Annotated in this window: 19 protein-coding genes, 1 other RNA gene and 1 riboswitch; of the genes, 10 read left to right on the top strand and 10 right to left on the bottom strand. The window is 60.3% G+C overall.

Going from position 1 to position 21,380, the window contains the following annotated elements; all coding sequences use genetic code 11:
• Nucleotides 1–53 precede the first annotated feature (53 nt).
• Both msbA and HY067_12415 read right to left on the bottom strand, forming a co-directional pair.
• The gene (msbA, locus tag HY067_12420) at nucleotides 54–1,823 is read right to left on the bottom strand and encodes a lipid A export permease/ATP-binding protein MsbA (protein ID MBI3528761.1); all 1,770 of its coding nucleotides are present in this window, start codon (nucleotides 1,821–1,823) and stop codon (nucleotides 54–56) included.
• A 104-nt stretch (nucleotides 1,824–1,927) separates the two neighbouring features.
• Nucleotides 1,928–3,919, bottom strand: coding sequence for a TonB-dependent receptor (locus tag HY067_12415; GenBank protein ID MBI3528760.1), 1,992 nt, complete (start codon nucleotides 3,917–3,919; stop codon nucleotides 1,928–1,930).
• A gap of 114 nt (nucleotides 3,920–4,033) precedes the next feature.
• Nucleotides 4,034–4,279: riboswitch (cobalamin riboswitch) on the bottom strand.
• A 155-nt stretch (nucleotides 4,280–4,434) separates the two neighbouring features.
• Here HY067_12415 and HY067_12410 point away from each other — a divergent pair.
• The 5 genes from HY067_12410 (at nucleotide 4,435) to HY067_12390 (ending at nucleotide 6,513) form a co-directional block, all read left to right on the top strand.
• On the top strand, nucleotides 4,435–4,635 hold the full coding sequence (locus tag HY067_12410; GenBank protein MBI3528759.1) for a hypothetical protein: 201 nt from the start codon (nucleotides 4,435–4,437) through the stop codon (nucleotides 4,633–4,635).
• Nucleotides 4,632–4,946: a cell division protein ZapA gene (locus tag HY067_12405; protein ID MBI3528758.1), complete on the top strand. Its 315-nt coding sequence runs from the start codon at nucleotides 4,632–4,634 to the stop codon at nucleotides 4,944–4,946. The genes HY067_12410 and HY067_12405 overlap by 4 nt, the downstream gene beginning before the upstream one ends.
• A gap of 10 nt (nucleotides 4,947–4,956) precedes the next feature.
• Nucleotides 4,957–5,133, top strand: a non-coding RNA gene (gene ssrS, locus HY067_12400) — 6S RNA.
• A gap of 116 nt (nucleotides 5,134–5,249) precedes the next feature.
• Complete coding sequence (locus tag HY067_12395; GenBank protein ID MBI3528757.1) at nucleotides 5,250–5,705, top strand: EVE domain-containing protein; 456 nt, start codon at nucleotides 5,250–5,252, stop codon at nucleotides 5,703–5,705.
• A gap of 13 nt (nucleotides 5,706–5,718) precedes the next feature.
• Nucleotides 5,719–6,513 (top strand): sulfite exporter TauE/SafE family protein, encoded by a 795-nt coding sequence (locus HY067_12390; GenBank protein ID MBI3528756.1) that lies wholly within the window; start codon nucleotides 5,719–5,721, stop codon nucleotides 6,511–6,513.
• On the opposite strand, the gene HY067_12385 is transcribed toward HY067_12390, so the two are convergent.
• From HY067_12385 to HY067_12370, 4 genes are read right to left on the bottom strand one after another with little or no spacing between them, the layout of a single operon-like run.
• On the bottom strand, nucleotides 6,514–7,239 hold the full coding sequence (locus HY067_12385) for a 2OG-Fe(II) oxygenase (GenBank protein MBI3528755.1): 726 nt from the start codon (nucleotides 7,237–7,239) through the stop codon (nucleotides 6,514–6,516). It abuts the gene before it with no gap.
• Between the two features lie 47 nt (nucleotides 7,240–7,286).
• Nucleotides 7,287–8,786, bottom strand: a complete 1,500-nt coding sequence (locus tag HY067_12380; GenBank protein MBI3528754.1) for a malonyl-CoA synthase — start codon at nucleotides 8,784–8,786, stop codon at nucleotides 7,287–7,289.
• A 7-nt stretch (nucleotides 8,787–8,793) separates the two neighbouring features.
• Nucleotides 8,794–10,041, bottom strand: coding sequence for a hypothetical protein (locus tag HY067_12375; GenBank protein MBI3528753.1), 1,248 nt, complete (start codon nucleotides 10,039–10,041; stop codon nucleotides 8,794–8,796).
• A gap of 11 nt (nucleotides 10,042–10,052) precedes the next feature.
• On the bottom strand, nucleotides 10,053–11,183 hold the full coding sequence (locus HY067_12370) for a M20 family metallopeptidase (protein MBI3528752.1): 1,131 nt from the start codon (nucleotides 11,181–11,183) through the stop codon (nucleotides 10,053–10,055).
• A gap of 238 nt (nucleotides 11,184–11,421) precedes the next feature.
• On the opposite strand from HY067_12370, the gene HY067_12365 reads away from it, so the two are divergent.
• Genes HY067_12365 through HY067_12345 form a run of 5 tightly spaced genes read left to right on the top strand, consistent with a single transcriptional unit; the run spans nucleotide 11,422 to nucleotide 16,856 of the window.
• Complete coding sequence (locus HY067_12365) at nucleotides 11,422–12,996, top strand: ABC transporter substrate-binding protein (protein MBI3528751.1); 1,575 nt, start codon at nucleotides 11,422–11,424, stop codon at nucleotides 12,994–12,996.
• A 25-nt stretch (nucleotides 12,997–13,021) separates the two neighbouring features.
• On the top strand, nucleotides 13,022–13,963 hold the full coding sequence (locus HY067_12360) for an ABC transporter permease (GenBank protein ID MBI3528750.1): 942 nt from the start codon (nucleotides 13,022–13,024) through the stop codon (nucleotides 13,961–13,963).
• Between the two features lies 1 nt (nucleotide 13,964).
• Nucleotides 13,965–14,843 carry an ABC transporter permease gene (locus HY067_12355; protein MBI3528749.1) on the top strand — a complete coding sequence of 293 codons (879 nt, stop codon included), beginning with the start codon at nucleotides 13,965–13,967 and terminating at the stop codon, nucleotides 14,841–14,843.
• A gap of 46 nt (nucleotides 14,844–14,889) precedes the next feature.
• Nucleotides 14,890–15,876, top strand: a complete 987-nt coding sequence (locus HY067_12350) for an ABC transporter ATP-binding protein (GenBank protein ID MBI3528748.1) — start codon at nucleotides 14,890–14,892, stop codon at nucleotides 15,874–15,876.
• Nucleotides 15,873–16,856: a dipeptide ABC transporter ATP-binding protein gene (locus tag HY067_12345; protein MBI3528747.1), complete on the top strand. Its 984-nt coding sequence runs from the start codon at nucleotides 15,873–15,875 to the stop codon at nucleotides 16,854–16,856. The genes HY067_12350 and HY067_12345 overlap by 4 nt, the downstream gene beginning before the upstream one ends.
• Nucleotides 16,857–16,988: 132 nt before the next feature.
• Here the strand turns inward: HY067_12345 and HY067_12340 are convergent, their stop codons facing one another.
• Genes HY067_12340 through HY067_12325 form a run of 4 tightly spaced genes read right to left on the bottom strand, consistent with a single transcriptional unit; the run spans nucleotide 16,989 to nucleotide 21,371 of the window.
• Nucleotides 16,989–17,408, bottom strand: a complete 420-nt coding sequence (locus HY067_12340; GenBank protein ID MBI3528746.1) for a F0F1 ATP synthase subunit epsilon — start codon at nucleotides 17,406–17,408, stop codon at nucleotides 16,989–16,991.
• A gap of 14 nt (nucleotides 17,409–17,422) precedes the next feature.
• Nucleotides 17,423–18,847, bottom strand: a complete 1,425-nt coding sequence (gene atpD, locus HY067_12335; GenBank protein MBI3528745.1) for a F0F1 ATP synthase subunit beta — start codon at nucleotides 18,845–18,847, stop codon at nucleotides 17,423–17,425.
• 59 nt (nucleotides 18,848–18,906) lie between these two features.
• Nucleotides 18,907–19,770 (bottom strand): F0F1 ATP synthase subunit gamma, encoded by an 864-nt coding sequence (gene atpG, locus HY067_12330; GenBank protein MBI3528744.1) that lies wholly within the window; start codon nucleotides 19,768–19,770, stop codon nucleotides 18,907–18,909.
• A gap of 59 nt (nucleotides 19,771–19,829) precedes the next feature.
• Nucleotides 19,830–21,371 (bottom strand): F0F1 ATP synthase subunit alpha, encoded by a 1,542-nt coding sequence (locus HY067_12325; GenBank protein ID MBI3528743.1) that lies wholly within the window; start codon nucleotides 21,369–21,371, stop codon nucleotides 19,830–19,832.
• Between the last annotated feature and the right edge of the window lie 9 nt (nucleotides 21,372–21,380).

Below are 21,380 nucleotides of genomic sequence, written 5' to 3'. Positions count from 1 at the left end.
GAATCGGTTGAGCAGGGCCGGCGTTTCAGGGTTATTTGTAGGGAAAGTTCACGTCAACTGATTGGCTGAAGCGCATGGTCGGGTTCGCCACCGACGAGCGCATACTGGATGCTGTGAAGGTTTGCATAGATGCCGCCCTTGGCGAGCAATTCAGCATGCGTTCCAATCTCGGCAATCTCGCCCTGATCGAGCACCACGATACGGTCCGCGTTTTCGATGGTTGACAGGCGGTGAGCGATGACAATGGTCGTACGGCCCCGCATGAGGTGCTCTAGCGCATCCTGCACATGCTTTTCCGATTCCGAATCGAGAGCCGATGTTGCTTCGTCCAGAATCAGGATCGGTGCGTCCTTCAATACTGTGCGCGCAATCGCCAATCGCTGGCGTTGACCGCCAGACAACCTTACGCCATTTTCCCCGATCAAGGTATCGAAGCCTTGCGGCATTGCGCGAATGAATTCCAGCGCGTGCGCCGCGGCGGCTGCGTGTTCGATCGCCGGTCTGCTCGCGCCCGCTGCTTGACCGTACGCGATGTTTGCAGCGACGGTATCGTTGAACAACGCGACCTCCTGACTCACCAGCGCGATGTTTCGGCGCAGGCTGGCAAGCGACAACGCTTCGATATCGTGGCCATCTATCGTAATGGTTCCGGAATCCGGGCGGTAGAAACGCGGCACCAGGTTCGCGAGCGTGGTTTTTCCGCCGCCGGAAGATCCGACCAACGCGATGGTTTCCCCGGCACAAATCGACAACGTGACATTCTTCAATGCCGGCTGGCCGGCGCGGGGGTAGCGGAAGCTTACCTTGTGGAAGTCGACTCCTCCGCGTGCTCGCTCCAGCGTTACCTTGCCCTCATCCTTCTCCGGATTCTCGTCCAGCAGCGCGAAGACGCTCTCAGCCGCAGCCAGGCCACGTTGCAGATATTCGGCTACGCCGGTCAGTCGTTTCAAAGGCGGGGTCAGCAACAGCATGGCGCCGAGGAAGGAGACGAATCCGCCGACTGTTGTGGCATCCGATTGCGCCTCCACGGTGGCGTAATAAACCACCACCGCCACGGCCATCGCCGCGAGCAACTGGACGATCGGCACATTGCCGGCGGCGGCGGCGGTTTGCTTCATGCTGAAGCCGCGCAGCCGGTCGCTGGTCGCGGCGAAACGCTGCGCCTCGTACTCTTGCCCGCCGAAGATCTTCACAACTTTGTTGCACTCGACCGTTTCCTGCAGGACCTGGGTGATGTCGCCCATGGCATCCTGGGTCTTGCGGCTCATGTTGCGCAGCCGGACATTGAAATAGCGCACCACCACGGCGATCGGCGGGACCATGATCAGCGAAATCAGCGTGAGCTTCCAGTCCGTGTACAACAGGTAGGCCAGCAAACCGAGAATGGTCACCGAATCCTTGATCAGCACCGTGACCACGTTGGTGGCGGCACCGGTGACCTGGGCGACATCGAAGGTGAAGCGCGATATCAGGTTGCCAGTGGTGTTGTCATGAAAAAACCCTAGCGGCAGTGCGAGCATGCGGCGGAACATCAGATCGCGCAGGTCCATCACCACTTTGTTCCCGACCCAGGCGCTGGCGTAGGTTCCAAGGTAGGCGCCCGCGCCGCGCACCACATACAGCAGGACCATGAAGATCGGTACCCAGGTGATCAGGAAAGGGTCCTTCTTGACAAAGGTGCCGTCGAGGAACGGCTTCACCGCGATCGGCAGCGCAACTTCGGTGGCCGCACTCATCAACATCCCGACGATCGACAGCGCAAATACGCCCCAGTACGGTTTGACGTAACGGAGCAGGCGGAAGTAGAGCTGGGTGCTGGTCATCTGCTGCATGGCCCGCACAATAACAAAACTCCGGGGTGCAGGACAGGATGGGAAACGAAAAGGCCCGGCTACGCCGGACCTTTGTGGGTTTCGGCGTTCAGTGCCTACTTGCCGAAACGATACTGTACCGAGACCAGGAAATTACGCTCCGGCGCCGGATACGCGAGGACGGTAGTCGGGACAAATGCCAGCGCATAGGTGTAATACTTCTCGTCGAACAAATTTCTTACAGATGCACCGAAAGTCCAGGCGTCAATCGTGTGAAAGACACCCAGATCGGCCGTCCAATAGGACGGCATTTCTCTTCCGAAGGTGTTCAATTCGTCGCCATCGTAAAGCTGGCGTCCGACGTAGTTGGCGGCCGCATTCAGTCGCGTGCGTTCCCATATTGACCAATCGATTCCGACATTGGCCATATGACGCGGTACCAGCGGAATCCGATTGCCGGAAACGTCTACGCCTCCCAGGACAGCGGAGCGGAATTTCGCCTCGGTGTAGGTGTAGTTCGCAAACAGCAACGCGCTCGTGGTCAACATCCATTTGCCTTCCAGTTCCACGCCCGAGCGTTTCGTGGGCGGAAGATTGACGTTGGCAAACGCATTGGAGTCGAAATGGATCTCTTTCTTGAGATCGGAATGATAGACAGCGATCCGATATCGGCCTGGACCGAATTGCGTCTCAAGGCCCAGCTCCGCGTCGTGCGAAGTCTGCGGCTCGACGAAGCTCACCGACGGCGGTATGAAAAAAGCGCCAAGCCCGGGAGAATAAACTTCGTCCAGCGTCGCAACGCGGAAGCTATATCCATATTTTCCGTAGATCGCAGCCGCACCATTGAACTGGTGGCGCGCGCCGATCTCGTAAGCCGACAGATTTCGATTCTGTTCTCCTGATGCGCCGCCAGCTGGAACGGTGGAGTCATTCGCATCGAACTCTATCCTCTGTAACCTGCCGCCAAGCGACAGTGTTGTTCCCGGCATCAGAGTTGAGACATTCTCCAGATACACAGCGGAATTCTGCTGTTGCGCGGTAGCTGAAGCCGGATTGGTGCGTACGGAGGTGTAATCCCAGTCTTCCCAATCAATACCGAACACGAGGCTGTTATCCACGCCAAATGCGGAATATGGAATCTTTAGTCGCGGCGAAAAACTCCATGTTTCCACTTTTGTGTTGCCGTCCAGGCTCAAGCCGGAAAATGCCGCGTGGAAATCGTTGTTTTTCTCCCGATAACCCAGATCGGTCACCAGTTCCGCATCACCCAACCTGAATTTTCCGGATAAATTGGCGAAACCGCCACTACGATTGGAAAAGTCCATGGGTGTTCTCGTACCACGGCGGTCGGTGTCCAATTCTGCTTCAGTGCGATTACCAGGCAAGCGCAGATCCTGCTTGTCGTAGCCGAGCTTGAGATTCAGACTGTGACCGGGATCGAAGTTGCGCAGATCGGCGACAAAGTTGTCCTGGTCAACGCGATTATTTTCCCGGTAATTGTTCGAAGTATAGTGGCCGCTATTCAGACCGAGGCCGACACTCTCGCCTGCTATTTGTCCTCCGACACGGTAGTCCTGGGTGCTATAACTGCCGCCGCCGGCGTAGGCGTTGAATGATTTGGTACCGCGATCCGGCCCTTTCGTGATGACATTGATCACACCACCGGTGGCGCCACTACCATAGAGCACAGCGCCGCTGCCGCGAACGATTTCTATGCGGTCAATGGATTCGATCGGTATGGATGACCATCGTGCGGAAGTAAGTTCGTACTCGCTCAACCGGCGGCCATCGAGAAGAACCAGCGTGTTTTGATCCCCGGTGACACCGAAACCGCGCAAGTCCACCTGCATGTCCGGGCTGCCGCTATTGTCGCGCACGCAAACACCGGGCTGGCGGGCAAGCAACCGAGGCAGCGAAGTTTCGCCGCTGCTGCGGATTTCCTCGCCGGTAATAACCGTTACACCGATGGGCTGATCGCCCGGCTTCTCTTCGAAGCGCGAAGCCGTTACGACGACTTCATCGGCGACGATATCCGGAGTTTTTTGTGCGTGAGCGCTCGCGCTGACCAGCAAGCCGGTCAACAGGATGTAAGTTTGCTTTTTTCTCATTACTGCTCCCCTGGTGCGCAAGCCCGCCGCATGCGCGAGTTTTGGAAAGGGAGTTCCGCAAGGCGAAAGGCTGGTGAAGGGGATGCCAACACCGGATGCCGCCCCGCGCGGAATCTCCGTTCGCGTCCAATGGGCCGGTATCCGGGCTTGCGCTTCGGGCGTGTCGCCTTCCCATGAAGCAGCCGATGATCCGGCCGACCTTCGCAGTGGCATCGTGACACGCCCCTACAGTCGCTTACCGTTGCGGGGGCAGCACAGGAATTGCTCCGCCTGATGTCAGAATCTGGCGAACGCGCACCTGTTTCCCGTTTGACCCCTCCAAAGAAAATCGGTCGGGGCACCCGAGAACGTACAGGGATTCTAACCTATGATCAGGCCAGTCTCGCCGTTGAGGTCATCTGTATCCAGATGACTTCGAGGCTGGAACCAGCAAGCTTCGTTACATATGCCAAAGCACATTCAAAAAAATCCGTTAGCAGTTGACTTTTCACGGTTTTCATAACTATAGTGTGCTCATGGAAGCCGAGCTTACCGCCCTCGACGACAAGATCAGCCAACTCGTTCAGCTGACGCAAAAACTCCGCAAGGACAATTCCCAACTGCGGCAGAACTTGGCTTCGGTTCAGAGCGAAAACAAACGCCTGTCCGAGAAGGTCAACACGGCCAAGGTTCGTCTCGAGGCCTTGCTGGACCAGATACCGGACGGCGCGGAATGACCAGTCAGACCAAGGGCGGCCTCGATGTAAGCATCATGGGACGCGAGTTTCGCATCGCCTGTGCCGAGAACGAACAGAAGGACCTGCTCAAGGCAGTCGAATACCTGAACAACAAGATGCGCGAAATCCGCGATGCCGGAAAAGTTATCGGCGTGGAGCGCATTGCGATCATGGCCGCGCTGAACATTACTCACGAATATCTGTCCACGCGCATGGAAGGTGGATTTGATGTCGGCGAGTTTAAGCGTAGAATCTCAAGCATGCAGGCAGCCATCGACCAGGCTATGAATGGTCAGGATGAGTTGTTCTGACGCTAGTCAATGTCCCCTGCGGTGTTCGTCAGGCTGTAATTCTTTGAACCAATGTTAATGACCTTGGTTGCTGCCTAAAGTAGCGCTGTTGTGCGCGTCCCATCGGGAAGCGCCTGATGTGCTCGGAAAGCGACCACCTTGAACCCTAGGTTCAAGATGCCGGCCTGACGGAAATCGTGGGGGGCGCCCTTTCCGAGGTAGTGAGCGGATACGAGCGACTTTGCCGCCTTTTATTTTTGCCAAAGTCCGACGATCCGATAGAGTTCCGGAACTCCGGAACTCTTTTTTTTGCGCGGCGGAATCATGAATTACTGGCTGATGAAATCCGAGCCTGCAGTCTTCGGTATCGATGATCTGGCAAAGGCGCGGGACAAAACCGCGGCCTGGTGGGGCGTGCGGAATTATCAGGCTCGCAACTTCATGCGCGGCCAGATGATTGTGGGCGACCGTGTTTTCTTCTACCACTCGAGCTGCCCGGAACCCGGCATAGCCGGTATCGCGAGGGTTTCGAAGCTCGCGTATCCGGACGAAACCCAATTCGACCGGAAGAGCGAATACTTCGATCCCAAAGCTTCGCAGGACAACCCGCGATGGTTCAATGTCGATGTGACTCTGGTCAAGAAAACCCGTTTGCTCGGGCTTCCGGAATTGCACTCGCATCCGGAGCTCGCATCAATGCGCGTCCTTCAGCGCGGCAACCGTCTGTCGATCACACCGGTGGATTCCCGCGAATGGGATTTCATCATGAAGCTGCTCTAGGCGGACATCCCTCGTGGAATGGTGGATCGTTTACCTGTTGGTGGGCTTGTTCGTCGGCTTCTTTGCCGGGTTGCTTGGTATCGGTGGTGGCCTGATCCTGGTCACCCTGATGGTATATTTGTTTACCTTGCAGGGTTTTCCCGCGGATCGTCTGTTACATCTTGCACTCGGCACTTCCATCACCAGCATTGTCTTCACTTCGATTTCCAGCTTGCGGGCTCACCACAAGCACGGCGCGGTGCGCTGGGACATCCTGCGCGTGGCGACTCCGGGATTGGTCGTCGGTACTTTGCTCGGCACGGTCGTCGCCGATTCTCTGAAGTCGAAGTACTTGGCGATCTTTTTCGTCATCTTCGTCTACTACTCCGCGGTGCAGATGTTCGCCGATGTAAAGCCGAAACCGACGCGACAGTTGCCCGGCAAACCAGGTATGACTCTGACCGCGACAATTGTCGGCGTCATCTCCAGCCTGGTCGGTATCGGCGGCGGCGTGATGACCATTCCGCTGATGAGTCTATGCAATGTGCCGATGCGTCAGGCGATCGGAACTTCTGCAGCGCTCGGTCTGCCGATCGCCATCGCCGGAACGGTGGGCTTCATTGTCACGGGCCTGGGCAAGGATCACCTGCCGGCGCTCAGTGTCGGCTATGTCTATCTGCCGGCGCTGGTCGGGATCGTGATCGGCACCTTCGTCACCGTACCCTGGGGCGCAAAGATGGCGCACACCATGCCGGTGACGAGACTGAAGAAGATTTTCGCGGTAATCCTGTTCATTCTCGCAACCAGGATGTTGTGGTCGCTGTTCTGATCAGCGCGTTTTGAACCAGCCGGCAATGCTTATTCGTTCGCGCTTCGCCGGCAAGACTTCATGAGCGAACCGCCCGCTCAGGAAAACCACGAGCCTTCCACTTTCCGGAAGCACGTCTTCGAATTCTGCACCATCGCCATCCAGGTAAAAGCGCAGTTCACCACCCTCTTCCGGTTTCCAGTTTTCGTTCAGATAGAGCACGCAAGACAACTTGCGGCGGCTGTCGCCACGAAGCTGGTCGATATGCCTGGCGTAGAAAGCGCCTGCAGGATAGCGGGCGAAATGACTTTCAAATTCGAAGAGTCCGAGCTGCAGGGTCCGGTTCAGCGTCAGTCGCAGTTGTTCGAAACGCTCGAGGCATGTGCGCTGTGGTTCACTGGATGCCGGGTGCTGTAACCACAGGATTTCATCGCTACGAACCTCGGATCGAGTCTGACGCCGTCCTCCGCTGCCCACTGCTGCTTCGCGGAAATCGCCTTGCCCGCTCGACGTCTGGCAGTCGCCGCGCAGCGCTGCCGTCAGCTCGGATCCGAAAAAATCATCGACCACCATCCAGCCTTGCACCGCAAGGCTGTCGGCGATCCGGTCGAGATTTTCGAGCTCGGTAAATCCGGTCAATGTGCAGCGCTGTCTAAACGCGCCCGGCCTTGAAGGTATCACAGGCCGACAACTCGCCGGATTCCAGTCCGCGATGTTTTCGCTGCGCCTGCCGTTTTCCCAAAGCATCGGGCCTCCAGTTACTCCTTGCCGAAGCGGTTATTTGCCACACGCGGTTATTTACCATAGCGCTCGCGCAACAACGCTTTCTGCACCTTGCCCATCGCGTTGCGCGGCAGATCCTCGACAAGGTATACCCGTTTCGGCACTTTGTAGCTGGCAAAGTTCTTTTTCAGCTCCGCGATCAGAGCGGCCGGATCGAGCTTTGCATCTTTTCTGGCGACGACTACTGCGGCAACGGCCTCGCCGAAATCTGGGTGGGGAATGCCGATGACCGCAGACTCTGTCACGCCGGGTAACGCGTCCAGCGCCAGTTCGATTTCCTTGGGGTAAACGTTGTAGCCACCGCTGATGATCAGATCCTTGGCGCGACCCACGATGGAAACATAACCGTTGGTGTCAAACGTACCGACATCGCCGGTGCGGAAGTAACCATCCGCGGTGAATTCCTCGCGGGTCTTTTCCGGCATGCGCCAGTAACCGGCAAATACATTTTCACCTTTGATCTGAATACCACCGACTTCACCGCGAGGCAAGGCACGATCGTGATCGTCGGCCACCCTGACCGATACGCCCGGAAGCGGAAAACCGACACTGCCGCCGCGACGTTCCCCAACGAGTGGATTGGAGCAGATCATTCCGGCTTCGGACATGCCATAGCGTTCCAGAATGGACTGCCCGGTGCGTGTCTGGAACTCCTTGAACGTCTCGAGTTGCAGAGGAGCGGAGCCAGAGACGAAGAGGCGCACATTGCGGCAGGCATCGCGGTTGAACCCGTGTTCGGCCAGCAGCCTTGTGTAGAACGTCGGCACGCCCATCATGACAGTGGCGCGCGCAAGATCGCGCAGTACCAGCTTAGTGTCGAACTTGCGGTGCCAGAGCAGTTTTCCTCCGGACAGCAACGCGCAGTGGTTGGCGACGAACAGTCCATGGATGTGGAATACCGGCAACGCATGCAACAGTACATCGCGATCGCTGAATCCCCAATAGTCCACCAGCAGACGGGCATTGGACTGCAGATTGCGATGAGTCACCATTGCGCCCTTGGAGCGGCCGGTGGTACCCGAAGTGTAGATGATGACGGCAAGATCGTCGGGCTCAGAGTCTACCGTTTCGAATTCGCCGGGCAGGGCGGCCGCAGTGTCGGCCAGCGTGCCGCCTCCTTCTTCATCCAGCGTGAACACTTGTGCGTGTGCGGTGGAGATTTCGCGCATCAGCTCGAATGACTGTGGCCTGCACACGACGACTTTGGGCTGTGCGTCTTCCAGGAAATACGACAACTCGCCGCGCTGATAGGCAATGTTGAGCGGCAGGTAGACCAGTCCGGCGCGCAGACAGCCCAGATAGAGAAACAGGGAAGCAGGGGATTTGTCGACCTGCACCGCGATGCGATCGCCGCGCACCGCACCGGCATTGACCATCATGCGGGCAAGTCGCGCCGATTCGCGCGCGAGGTCCGCGCGTGTGTAGGTTTGGCCGTCGTCGGTTTCCAAGAATATGCGTTCGCGGCCGGAATCGATCGGAGCCGCCACTGCGGCATAGAAATTCGCTGTCATCGATGACTCAAATGAAAGTATCGATCACGCCGGCGCGCATGTAGTCCTCGATACCGCTTGGTTCACTATGCCGACGCAAGACGCGGGCGATCGCTGCCGGCGGGAGCACCTGGACGTTGGCGCCCGGCAACGCAACCACGCGCGCGGCCGGCGCCGCCAACGCCACGTAGATCCCGCCGGCCGCATCGCCGAGTACCTGCAACGTTACGCGGTGTCCGTGTTGCCGCAACGACGACAGTACCAGCGCGAGGTGCGCAACATACTCGGAGAGCATGACGCGTTCGTCACGGAAGGTCGGCGCCTGGCCTGGAGAATCCAGAAAAACCGTCACCGTTTCGCCAGGACGTTCGTCAGCCAATGCAAGACACTCACCCGCCAGGGTCCATGCCGCCAGTGCGCCCACCGGGGTACCGTCGATAAATCCAAAAAAAGCATTTGGCGAGGTTTTGCCGTTGCGCCCGAAGAGTACGCCATCCATCTTGTGAACTTTTACGCCTTCCGGAATGATCTCCTGAAGCACTTTGGGTAATCCCCCTGATGCATTCTCGGGCGGCGAAGGCGCCATGCCGTGCGCGAGCAGACGTGTGCCGAGGCGCGTGTGCTGATGATGCAGGTTGAGTTGCACAGCGGCATCGCAATCAGCGACCCAGTCGCGCGCCGCCTGACGATAGGCGTCGAACGAGTCTTCGCACAGATGATCCGATTGCAGGAGTTGCACACGAGCCGCGCCGCCCATCAACGCAGTGACGGCGCCGCTGTCCGTTGCGTCAAGCTCGGCAGAGCCCCCCAGCGCCTGAATAACGGCCGGCCCCGACATGGCGAGCCGGGAGGCTTTGCAATAAACGCGTTTTGCACAGGTTGCGGCAAGCATGCTCGCGCCCCCGAAGCAGTCGCGCCCGATCAGACCAAGCAGCGGGAGACCGGCGAGCCGTAAGTCGAGCAAATGGCGGTAAAGCTGACGAAATGCCCCCAGTGCCGGCAGGCCTTCATCCAGCCGTGCACCGGCGGAGTCCAGACAAAAAATGAATGGCCGTCGCGCCGCGTGGCTTTGCTCCAGCAGCGTGGACAATGCCTGGGCCTCGGCGACACCGAGTGATCCGCCCGCGACGTGCCTGTCGGTAGCGATGACAGTCACTTCGCGACCGCCGATTGTGCCGTTACCGGCGATCAGTGTTCCATGCGCCTGGCCGCGCGTCAGCGATCCGTTATCGAGCAACGCCTGAATGCGTTGCGCCGGTGCGCTGGCGGAAAACATATCTCCAGACATCAGATTCCGCACCAGCGCCGCGCGATCTCCTCGTAGGCGGCAACCGATTCAGCGATGCGATCGACAACGCAATATTCGTTGGTCTGGTGTGCCATCTGTGCTTCTCCCGGTCCGAGGATAACGGTGGGGGGCGTGTTGTAAGCGACGTTGAGTGCAGCGGCGTCGGTGAAGTAGGTTGCCACCCGCGGCTGCGGCCGATCGCCGAGGAAAGGCCGCATCACCTCGAAGACCTCCTGAATCCACGGATGCGCCGGTTCGGTATAAACGCTCTCCAGGTCGAGAATCGTTTCGAGTTCGACTTCGTCGCCCAGCTGACGCATCAATTCGGCCTTCAATTGTGCATGTTTGATACTCGGTATGGTGCGGATATCGACCCCGATCACGGCTTCATCGGGGACCGAATTGATGTTGAGTCCGCCGCGAATCGTGCCGACGTTGAGAGTGGCCTGTCCCATCACCGGGTGCGGTGGGTTGGTGAAGCGGAATTTCTCCAGGACCGCAACGGCTCGTGCCGCCTTGAATACCGCGTTCACGCCTTTCTCCGGCATCGAGCCGTGCGCCGTAACGCCGCGAGTGCGTGCGTTCAGCCAGAAAGCGCCGCGATGGCCGACGAAAGGATAGTTGGATGACGGTTCGCCCACCACGACGGCGCCGGCGCGGCCGAGCGCACCGCTTTTCTGCGTGAGATGAAAGGCGCCTTCACAACCGGTTTCCTCTCCAGCGGTAATCACCAGCTCCAGACCGGGGGAACGCGCCAGCTTGTCTGCCAGGTTCAACGAGGCTACGACGAAAGCCGCTACGCCGCATTTCATATCGCTGGTTCCGCGCCCGTAAAGTTTGCCGCCTTCCGTGTCGGCGGAGAACGGATCCATCTTCCACTGCGCCGCGCCGAGCGGAACGGTATCGATATGCCCGGTGAAGCACAGCGGTGCCTTGTCGGTGGAACCACCGATGGTTGCCACCAGACTCGCACGCTGCGGCGATAGTTCGTGATACTTGATTGCGAACCCCGCCTTCTCCAGCAGTGCGCCAAGGTGACGAGCGCATTGTTCCTCCCTGCCGGGGGGATTGATGGTATTCATGCGCACGATCTGTTTGGTGAGTTCGATCGCGTTCGGCTGCGCCACCATTTTGTCTTTCTCCTCAGTTCTTTCCGAAGTACCCTGCGCGCACTTCGGCGTTCTCGCGCATGGTACCCGCAAGCTGGCAGACGCGCTCCTTATCGAGCGCCATCTGCTCGTGTAGCTGACTGTAGCGCATACACGCTCGTGCATGGCCGCGGCCTATACATCTGCCGGCGGCAGGACTAAAGTGTGCGTCGTGCGCCGACGCAGCTTGAGCAAGACGTTCCTCGTACGGGAGATCGCCATGAAGGTCGTTTCGGCTTCGCTTCGCGCGTTCGCGCTTGCCCTCGCGTTTGTCGCGGGCTCCGCCGCAGCGCAGGAAAAGGTCCTGAAGTTCATTCCGCAGGCCGATCTGCGCATCCTCGATCCGATCACGACCACCGCCTACATCACGCGCAACCACGGCTACATGGTGTACGACACGCTGTTCGCGACCGACGCCAAATTCCAGGTCCAACCGCAGATGGTGGAGAAGTGGGAGGTCTCGAAGGACAAGCTGACCTACACCTTCACGCTGCGCGACGGGCTTAAGTTCCACGACGGCCAGCCGGTGCGCTCGGCCGATTGCATCGCGTCAGTGGAGCGCTGGGCCAAGCGCGATTCGCTCGGCCAAAAGCTCGCCGAGGCAATCGAGTCGTGGACTGCAGTGAACGACAAGACTTTTCGGTTCAAGCTCAAGAAGCCGTTCGCGCTCACGCTGCAGGCCCTCGGGAAGCTGTCGTCGAACGTGCCCTTCATCATGCCCGAACGCATCGCCAAGACCGATCCGTTTCAGAACATCACCGAGGTGATCGGCTCGGGCCCGTTCAAGTTCGTGAAGGAAGAGTGGGTGCCCGGCAACAAGGTCGTGTATGTGAAAAACACCGACTATGTGCCGCGCAAGGAGGCGCCGTCCTGGGCCGCCGGCGGCAAGGTGGTCAAGGTGGATCGCGTCGAGTGGACCTACATCCCGGATTCGGCCACCGCCGCGGCAGCGCTCAACGCCGGCGAGGCCGACTGGTGGGAGCAGTTGCCGCCCGATCTGATCCCGCTGCTGCGCAAGAACAAGGACATTCGCGTCGAGAACATCGACCCGCTCGGCTCGATCGGCATTATCCGCTTCAATTTCCTGCAGCCGCCGTTCAACAACCAGAAGCTGCGCCAGGCGTTGCTCTACGTGGTCAACCAGCAGGATTATGTGCTGGGCATCGCGGGCGACGAGAAGAACGGCCACACTTGCTATTCGTTCTTCACCTGCGGAACGCCGTTGTCTTCCGAGATCGGCGCCGAGCCGCTGAAGGGCAAGCGCGACTTCGACAAAGCCAAGAAGCTGATTCGGGAATCCGGCTATAAGGGCGAGAAGATCGTCATCATCTCGGCGACCGACCAGCCAATCGTGCACACGCAGTCGTTGATCACCACCGAGCTGCTGCGCAACCTGGGGCTCAACGTGGAGCTGCAGGCGGGCGACTGGGGCACGCTCATCACCCGCCGCACCTCCAAGGAGCCGGTCGAGAAGGGCGGATGGTCGATCTTCCACACCTGGTGGGTCGGACCCGACCTGATTTCGCCGGCCAACATGGCGATGGTCAACCTGGGCGAGAAGTCTTGGATCGGCTGGCCCGCCAACCCGAAGATCGAGGAGCTGCGCCAGGCATGGTTCAACACCAGCGATGCGGCCGCAGGCAAAAAGGCCTCCGATGCCGTGCAGCGCGAAGCCTTCAGCTTCGTCCCGTACATCACCACGGCCCAGTTCATCCTGCCCGCGGCCTACCGGTCGAACCTGTCCGGCATGATCATCGCGCCCGTGACTTTCCTCTGGAACGTCGAGAAGAAGTGAGGGTGCCGCCCACCCGGAGCGCCACATGATCGTCTATGTTCTGCGCCGGCTCGGCGCCACGCTGATCGTCATGGCGGTGGTCGCGCTGTTCGTGTTCTCGCTGCTGTTCCTGACGCCGGGCGATCCGGCCGCGGTCATCGCCGGTGATGTTGCGACCGCCGACGACATCCAGCGCATCCGCGCGAAGCTCGGCCTGAACGAGCCGTTCCTGGTGCAGTTCGGCGGCTGGGTGTGGCGGCTGCTGCACGGCGACCTCGGCACCTCGATTTTCACCAATCTGCCGGTCACCACGCTGATCGGGCAGCGCGTGCAGCCCACCGTGTCGCTGACGCTGCTGACGCTCGTCGTCGCGGTGCTGATCGCGGTGCCCGTCGGAGTGATAGCCGCGGCGAAGGCCGGCACCTGGACCGACCGGCTCGTGATGGGCTTCTCGGTACTCGCGTTCTCGGTGCCGGTGTTCGTGCTGGCCTATCTGCTGATCGGCCTGTTCTCGATCCGCCTCGAATGGCTGCCGGTGCAGGGCTACCGACCACTTGGCGAAGGCCTCTGGCCCTGGCTGTCGCACCTGATTCTGCCGAGCATCGCGCTGGGCACGGTCTACATGGCGTTCATCGCGCGCATTACGCGTGCGACCATGCTCGACGTGCTGGCGCAGGACTACATCCGCACTGCGAACGCAAAGGGACTCGCGCCGCGCGCGGTACTTACGCGCCATGCGCTTAAGAACGCCGGCGTGCCCATCATTACGGTGATCGGCATCGGCATTGCATTGCTGATCAGCGGCGCGATCGTCACCGAGACGGTGTTCGCGATTCCCGGCATCGGCAGGCTTACGGTCGATGCGATTTTGCGGCGTGATTACCCGATCATTCAGGGCGTGATCCTGCTGTTCTCCGGCGTGTACGTGCTGATCAACCTGCTGGTTGATCTTTCTTACCGGTTGTTCGACCCGCGCATCCGCTATTGACATGACCACCGCAGTTCTCACCGCGCCGACATCCGCGTCGCCGACCTGGCAGTGGTTCCGTAACGCATTCCGCCGCCATCCGACCGCCATCGTCGGCGCGATAGTGCTTGCCGTGATGGTACTGACCGCGATGCTGGCGCCCTGGCTGGGCACCGTGGACCCACAGGCACTCGCGCCGATCCAGCGTCTCAAGCCGCCTTCGGGCGAGAACTGGTTCGGCACCGACATGCTGGGGCGCGACGTATATAGCCGGGTGATCTACGGTTCGCGCGTCTCGCTCGCGGTCGGGATTGCTGTCGCCGCGGTTTCGATCGCCGTGGGGCTGGCGATCGGGCTCGTCACGGGCTTCATCCGCTGGCTCGACGCCATCGTCATGCGCGTGATGGATGGCCTGATGTCGATCCCCTCGGTGCTGCTCGCCATTGCGCTGATGGCGCTGACGAAGGCAAGTGTTGGCAACGTCATCCTCGCCATCACGCTCGCCGAAGTGCCGCGCGTCGTGCGGCTGGTGCGAAGCCTGGTGCTCAGCCTGCGGGAGCAGCCGTATGTGGAAGCTGCGATCGCCGCGGGCACCAATCTACCGCTCATTCTGCTGCGCCACATCCTCCCCAACACCGTGGCGCCGCTGCTGGTGCAGGGCACCTACATTTGCGCCTCGGCCATGATTCTCGAGGCGATTCTCTCGTTCATCGGCGCGGGCACGCCGCCGAACATTCCGAGCTGGGGCAACATCATGGCCGAAGCTAGGAGCCTGTTCCAGATCGCCGGCTACTTGATCCTGTTCCCTGGCCTTTTCCTGTCGCTGACCGTGCTCGCGGTGAACCTGCTCGGCGACGGTATGCGCGACGCGCTCGACCCGCGGCTCGCGCGGCGGATGTGACCAATGCAAGTGCTCTGCGCCTTGCGGTGGGTGTTTTGAGCTGCCGATGACCACACCTCTGCTCGAGGTCGACGGTCTCCAGACTCACTTCTTCACGCGCGACGGCATCGTGCGAGCGGTGGATGGCGTGTCGTTCTCGGTCGCGCCGGGCGAGACGCTCGGTGTGGTGGGCGAGTCGGGCTGCGGCAAGAGCGTCACATCGCTTTCCATCCTGCGGCTTATCGCCTCGCCGCTAGGCCGCATCGTCGCCGGGCGAGTGGTCTTCGAAGGCCGCAATCTGCTCGCCCTGAGCGAAGACGAAATGCGCACGGTGCGCGGCGACGCCATTTCGATGATCTTCCAGGAGCCGATGACTTCGCTCAATCCCGCCCTGACCGTAGGCCGGCAGATCGCCGAAAGCCTGGTCCTGCACCGCGGCCTCTCGCAGCGCGAAGCCATGGCGAAGGCGGTCGAGATGCTGCGCAAGGTGCGCATGCCCGAACCCGAGCGGCGCGTACGCCAGTATCCGCATGAGCTGTCGGGCGGCATGCGGCAACGCGTGATGATTGCAATGGCACTGGCCTGCGGTCCGCGATTGCTCATTGCCGACGAGCCCACTACGGCGCTCGACGTCACGATCCAGGCGCAGATCCTGGAACTGATGCGCGAGCTCGCGCGCGAAACCGGCGCAGCGATCATTCTGATTACGCATGATCTCGGCGTCGTTGCCGAGATGGCGCAGCGCGTCGTGGTGATGTATGCGGGGCGCAAGGTGGAAGAGGCACCGGTTGAGGTGCTCTTTGCACGGCCGCGCCACCCGTACACGCGCGGGCTCCTGGGTTCCATGCCCCATCTCGGTGATTCGGTGCGCGGAGAGGGCGGCAAGCGCCTGGTTGAAATCCCCGGGATGGTGCCGTCGCTGAAGGACGAGCAGCCGGGCTGTCTTTTCGCGCCGCGCTGCCCGAATGTGGTCGCGCGTTGTTCGCAAGACGTGCCACCGCTTATCGCCCACGGTCCGGGCCATGGGGCCGCCTGCTGGAATCCCGTCCAATGAAAGCGCCCGGCGATGTGCTGCTCGAAGTTCGGGGGTTGCGCAAATTTTTCCCCGTAAAGACGGGGTTGCTTGCGCGCGGCGCGAAGGTGCACGCAGTCGACGGCGTGAGCTTCTGGGTGCGTGACGGCGAAACGCTCGGGCTGGTCGGTGAATCCGGTTGCGGCAAGTCAACCACCGGCAAACTGATCCTGCGGCTGCAGGATCCGACCAAGGGTGAGGTTCTTTGGCGCGGCCGGCGCATCGATCAGCTCGACCGCGCAGCCATGCGGCCGGTCCGGCGCGAGCTCCAGGCCGTATTCCAGGACCCCTACTCGTCGCTCAATCCACGCATGCGCGCGGTCGACATCGTCGCCGAGCCGATCCGCAACTACGAGTCGTTGCCGGCGGCCGCTATGCGCGAGCGCGCCGCGGATCTCTTCGAGCGCGTTGGCCTGCGCCCCGATCAGATGGTGAAGTACCCCTATGAATTCTCGGGTGGCCAGCGCCAGCGGCTCGGCATCGCGCGGGCGCTGTCGGTGCGGCCGCGCTTGATCGTGTGCGACGAACCGGTGTCGGCGCTCGACGTGTCCGTGCAGGCGCAGGTGATCAATCTGCTCATGGACCTGCAGGCGGAGTTCAACCTCTCGTATCTGTTCGTCGCGCACGATCTCGCAGTGGTCGAGCACATCAGCCATCACGTGGCGGTGATGTATCTCGGCAAAATCGTCGAGATTGCGCCGAAGCGCGCGATTTTTACGCGTCCGCAGCATCCGTATACTGAGGCGCTGCTGGAAGCCGTGCCAGTGCCGAACCCGATGGTTAACAAGCGTCGACGCTTGCTCGCGGGCGACGTGCCAAGCCCGATCGATCCGCCGTCCGGTTGCCGCTTCCATACGCGCTGCCCGTATGTCGAGGAGCGCTGCAAGCGCGAGGAGCCGCCGTTACAAGAGATTTCTCCGGGGCAGTGGGTGGCGTGCCATTTGCGGCAGCCGGTCGCCTGAAGGCTTGAGACTGAAACTGTCGCTTGCCTCAGGCCAGCTGCGAGGTCATTGGCTGACCCCGGTATCGTCAACGCGCGGCAACGGACAAAAAAAGAGCGGCCCGCGGCCGCTCTTTACTACGGGTGCGATCCTTTACTTCTTGCGCAACTTGCGGATGGCCGCGAGCTGGGCCGCCATCATCGAAAATTCGGCTTGCAACGTGGCGATTTCTTGTTTGTCCGTCGCGTTTCGCAAGGCTTCCTCCGCGCGCTTCTGTGCTTCCAGCGCTTTGGCCTCATCAAGATCGTGGCCGCGAATCGCGGTATCCGCAAGCACGGTCACCATCGATGGCTGCACCTCGAGAATGCCGCCAGCCACGAATATCAGGTTCTCTTCACCGCCGTCAGCGGGCTTGATACGCACCGCGCCCGGCTTTATGCGCGTGATCAGCGGCGTATGCCTCGGATAGATGCCAAGTTCGCCGGCCTCGCCAGGCAGTACCACGAATTCCGCCTCGCCGGAGAAGATCTGCTGTTCGGCGCTGACGACGTCTACATGGATAGTGTTGGCCATTTTCGACTCTCGCCTTACTGCAGCGTTTTGGCTTTCTCGAACGCTTCCTCGATCCCGCCGACCATGTAGAAAGCCTGTTCGGGAAGGCTATCGCATTCGCCATTGACGATCATCTTGAAGCCCTTGATCGTGTCCTTGAGTTGCACGTACTTGCCCTCCTGGCCGGTGAAGTTCTTCGCCACGCTGAACGGCTGCGACAGAAACCTTTGGATCTTGCGCGCACGCGAGACGGCGAGCTTGTCCTCGGGCGAGAGCTCGTCCATGCCGAGAATGGCGATGATGTCGCGCAGTTCCTTGTAGCGTTGCAGCGTGGCCTGCACCGAGCGCGTGGTGTTGTAGTGCTCCTCGCCGATGATGTTGGGATCGACCTGGCGCGAAGTTGAGTCGAGCGGGTCGACCGCGGGATAGATGCCGAGCGACGCAATATCGCGCGATAGCACGACCGTGGCGTCCAGGTGGCCAAAAGTGGTGGCAGGCGACGGGTCGGTCAGGTCGTCGGCGGGCACGTACACCGCCTGGATCGAAGTGATCGAGCCGTTCTTCGTGGAAGTGATGCGCTCCTGCAGGCGCCCCATTTCCTCGGCAAGCGTCGGCTGGTAGCCCACCGCCGAAGGCATGCGGCCGAGGAGCGCCGAGACCTCCGTTCCCGCGAGCGTAAAGCGGTAGATGTTGTCGATGAAAAGCAATATGTCGCGGCCTTCGTCGCGGAAGTATTCCGCCATGGTGAGGCCGGACAGGCCCACGCGAAGCCTGTTCCCCGGCGGCTCGTTCATCTGCCCGAACACCATCGCGACCTTCGATTCGGTGATGTTTTTCAGGTTGATGACTTCGGCCTCGATCATCTCGTGATAGAAGTCGTTACCCTCGCGCGTTCTCTCGCCCACGCCCGCGAACACCGAGAGGCCGCTATGCTGGGTTGCGATGTTGTTGATGAGTTCGAGCATGTTGACGGTCTTGCCCACGCCAGCGCCGCCGAACAGACCGATCTTGCCGCCTTTCGCGAACGGGCAGATGAGGTCGATCACCTTGATGCCGGTCTCCAGAAGATCGACGGACGGCGAGAGTTCGTCGAACTTCGGCGCCGTCCGGTGGATCGAGCGCCGCTCCTCGGATTTGATGGGGCCGGCTTCGTCGATCGGACGCCCCAGAACATCCATGATGCGGCCGAGTGTGCCCGTGCCCACAGGAACCGAAATCGCGTCGCCGGTGTTCTTCACCTTCATGCCGCGGCGCAAGCCGTCGGAAGATCCCAGCGCGATACAGCGGACCACGCCATCGCCGAGCTGTTGCTCGACTTCGAAGGTGAGTCCCTTTTCGGCAAACGAAGCGTCGTTCGACTCTTCGAGCACCAGCGCGTCATAGACTTTCGGCATCGCTTCGCGCGGAAACTGGATGTCGGTCACGGCGCCGATGCACTGGACTATTGTTCCTTGGGTCATGATGTTTTCCTGAAAACGTAATTCGAATTCGTTGAATTGATTCCGGACCCGCAAGGATGTCATACCGCCGCCGCGCCAGCGACGATCTCGGAGAGTTCCTTGGTGATCGCGGCCTGCCGGCTCTTGTTGTAAACCAGCGTCAACTCGTCGATCAGGGTCGCGGCATTGTCGGATGCGGACTTCATCGCCACCATGCGCGCGGACTGCTCGGAAGCCATGTTTTCCGAAACACCCTGATAAACCACGGCCTCGATGTAGCGCGTGAGCACCTGGTCGAGAACAACCTTGGCCTCCGGCTCGTAGATATAGTCCCAATTGCCTTCGGGCGCGCCGATCCGCTCTCCGGTCAGCGGCAGCAACTGCTCCATCACCGGCTCCTGTTTCATGGTGTTGATGAAGCGGGTGTAGAAAATGAGTACGCGGTCGAAGCGATCCTTAGTGTAGCCGTCCAGCATGATCTTGACGGTACCGATCAGGTCGTCCAGTTTCGGCCGATCACCCAGGGCGGTCGACTGCGAAATGATGTTCGCGCCGAGTCTCTGCATGAAGCCGAGGCCTTTTCCGCCGATGCAGCAGACGTCGATTTCTTCCCCCTCGGTCTGCCATTGCTTGTACTGGTTGAGTGCCATGCGCAACACGTTGGTATTCAGCGCCCCGCATAGGCCCTTGTCGGTAGTGACTACAATGATGCCCACCCGCTTTACCGTATCGCGCTCGATCAGGAAGGGATGGCGGTACTCGGGATTGGCGTGCGAAATGTGCGCCGCGACGTTACGGATCTTCTCGGCGTACGGACGAGCGGCACGCATGCGCTCCTGCGCCTTGCGCATTTTCGACGCGGCGACCATCTCCATCGCCTTGGTGATCTTGCGAGTGTTCTGCACACTCTTGATCTTGGTGCGTATTTCTTTTGTGCCCGCCATCGATTCTCAGTCCAGATTACAAGGTCGTCGGTACGGAACAGCCAGTTTCCCGCGGCCGATCAATAGCTCCCGTTTTTCTTCCAGTCCTTGATCGCTTCATTCAGCGCCTTTTCGTCGTCCCCGGACAATTCCTTGTCCATGCGGCCGGCGAGCGCTGCATATTTGGTCTTGACGTAGTCGCGCATCGATTTCTCGGCGGCAAGTGCCTTCTTCACGTCGATATCGTCGTAATAACCCGTGTTCACCGCGAACAACGTCAGCGCCATTTCCCAGACCTGAAGCGGCTGGTACTGCAGCTGCTTCATCAACTCAGTAACCATGCGACCGCGCTCAAGCTGCTTGCGGGTGGATTCATCGAGGTCGGACGCAAACTGGGCGAATGCTGCAAGTTCGCGATATTGGGCCAGCGCCAGGCGCACACCGCCGCCGGTATCCTTGCGCTTCATGATCTTGGTCTGCGCAGCACCACCGACTCGCGATACCGATACGCCCGCGTTGATTGCAGGGCGAATGCCGGCGTTGAACAAGTCAGTTTCGAGAAAGATCTGACCGTCGGTAATGGAGATCACGTTGGTCGGCACGAAGGCGGACACGTCGCCGGCTTGGGTTTCGATGATCGGCAATGCCGTCAGCGAACCGGTTTTGCCCTTGACCGCACCTTTGGTAAAGCGCTCGACCCAGGCTTCGCTTACGCGCGCTGCGCGCTCCAGCAAGCGTGAATGCAGATAGAACACGTCGCCAGGATAAGCTTCGCGGCCCGGCGGACGACGCAGCAGCAACGACACCTGGCGATAGGCCCAGGCCTGTTTGGTCAAGTCGTCATAAATAATCAGCGCATCCTGGCCGCGGTCGCGGAAGTACTCGCCCATGGTGCAGCCGGAGTAAGGCGCGATGTACTGCAATGCTGCGGATTCGGAAGCCGTCGCGGCGACGACAATGGTATAGGCCATCGCACCGTGTTCTTCGAGCTTGCGCACCACGTTGGCGACGGTCGATGCCTTCTGGCCGATGGCAACGTACACGCAGAATATGTCTTTGCCCTTCTGATTGATGATGGTATCCACCGCCACCGCGGTCTTGCCGGTTTGGCGATCGCCGATGATCAGTTCGCGTTGCCCGCGGCCGATCGGTACCATCGAATCGATTGCCTTGAGGCCGGTCTGAACCGGCTGGGAAACAGATTTGCGCCAAATCACGCCAGGCGCAACCTTTTCGATGACATCGGTTTCCTTGGCGGTGATCGGACCCTTGCCGTCAATCGGCTGGCCGAGCGCATTCACCACGCGGCCGAGTAGTTCGGGGCCGACCGGCACTTCCAGAATGCGGCCGGTGCTCTTGACCGCATCGCCCTCGGAAATGTGCTCGTACTCACCCAGCACAACCGAGCCGACCGAGTCACGCTCGAGATTCAGCGCGAGACCGAACGTGTTACCCGGAAACTCCAGCATCTCCCCCTGCATCACGTCGGCCAGACCGTGGATGCGGCATATGCCGTCGGTGACGGAGACGACGGTGCCCTGGGTGCGCACCTCGGAAGAAGAAGCGAGATTCTGGATCTTGCTCTTGATCAGCTCGCTGATTTCAGACGGGTTCAACTGCATGCGTGAAAA

Source organism: Betaproteobacteria bacterium, from assembly GCA_016194905.1.
Classification (GTDB): domain Bacteria; phylum Pseudomonadota; class Gammaproteobacteria; order Burkholderiales; family JACQAP01; genus JACQAP01.
Note: the sequence above shows the minus strand (reverse complement) of the source record. Positions and strands in the feature narration are given on the sequence as shown.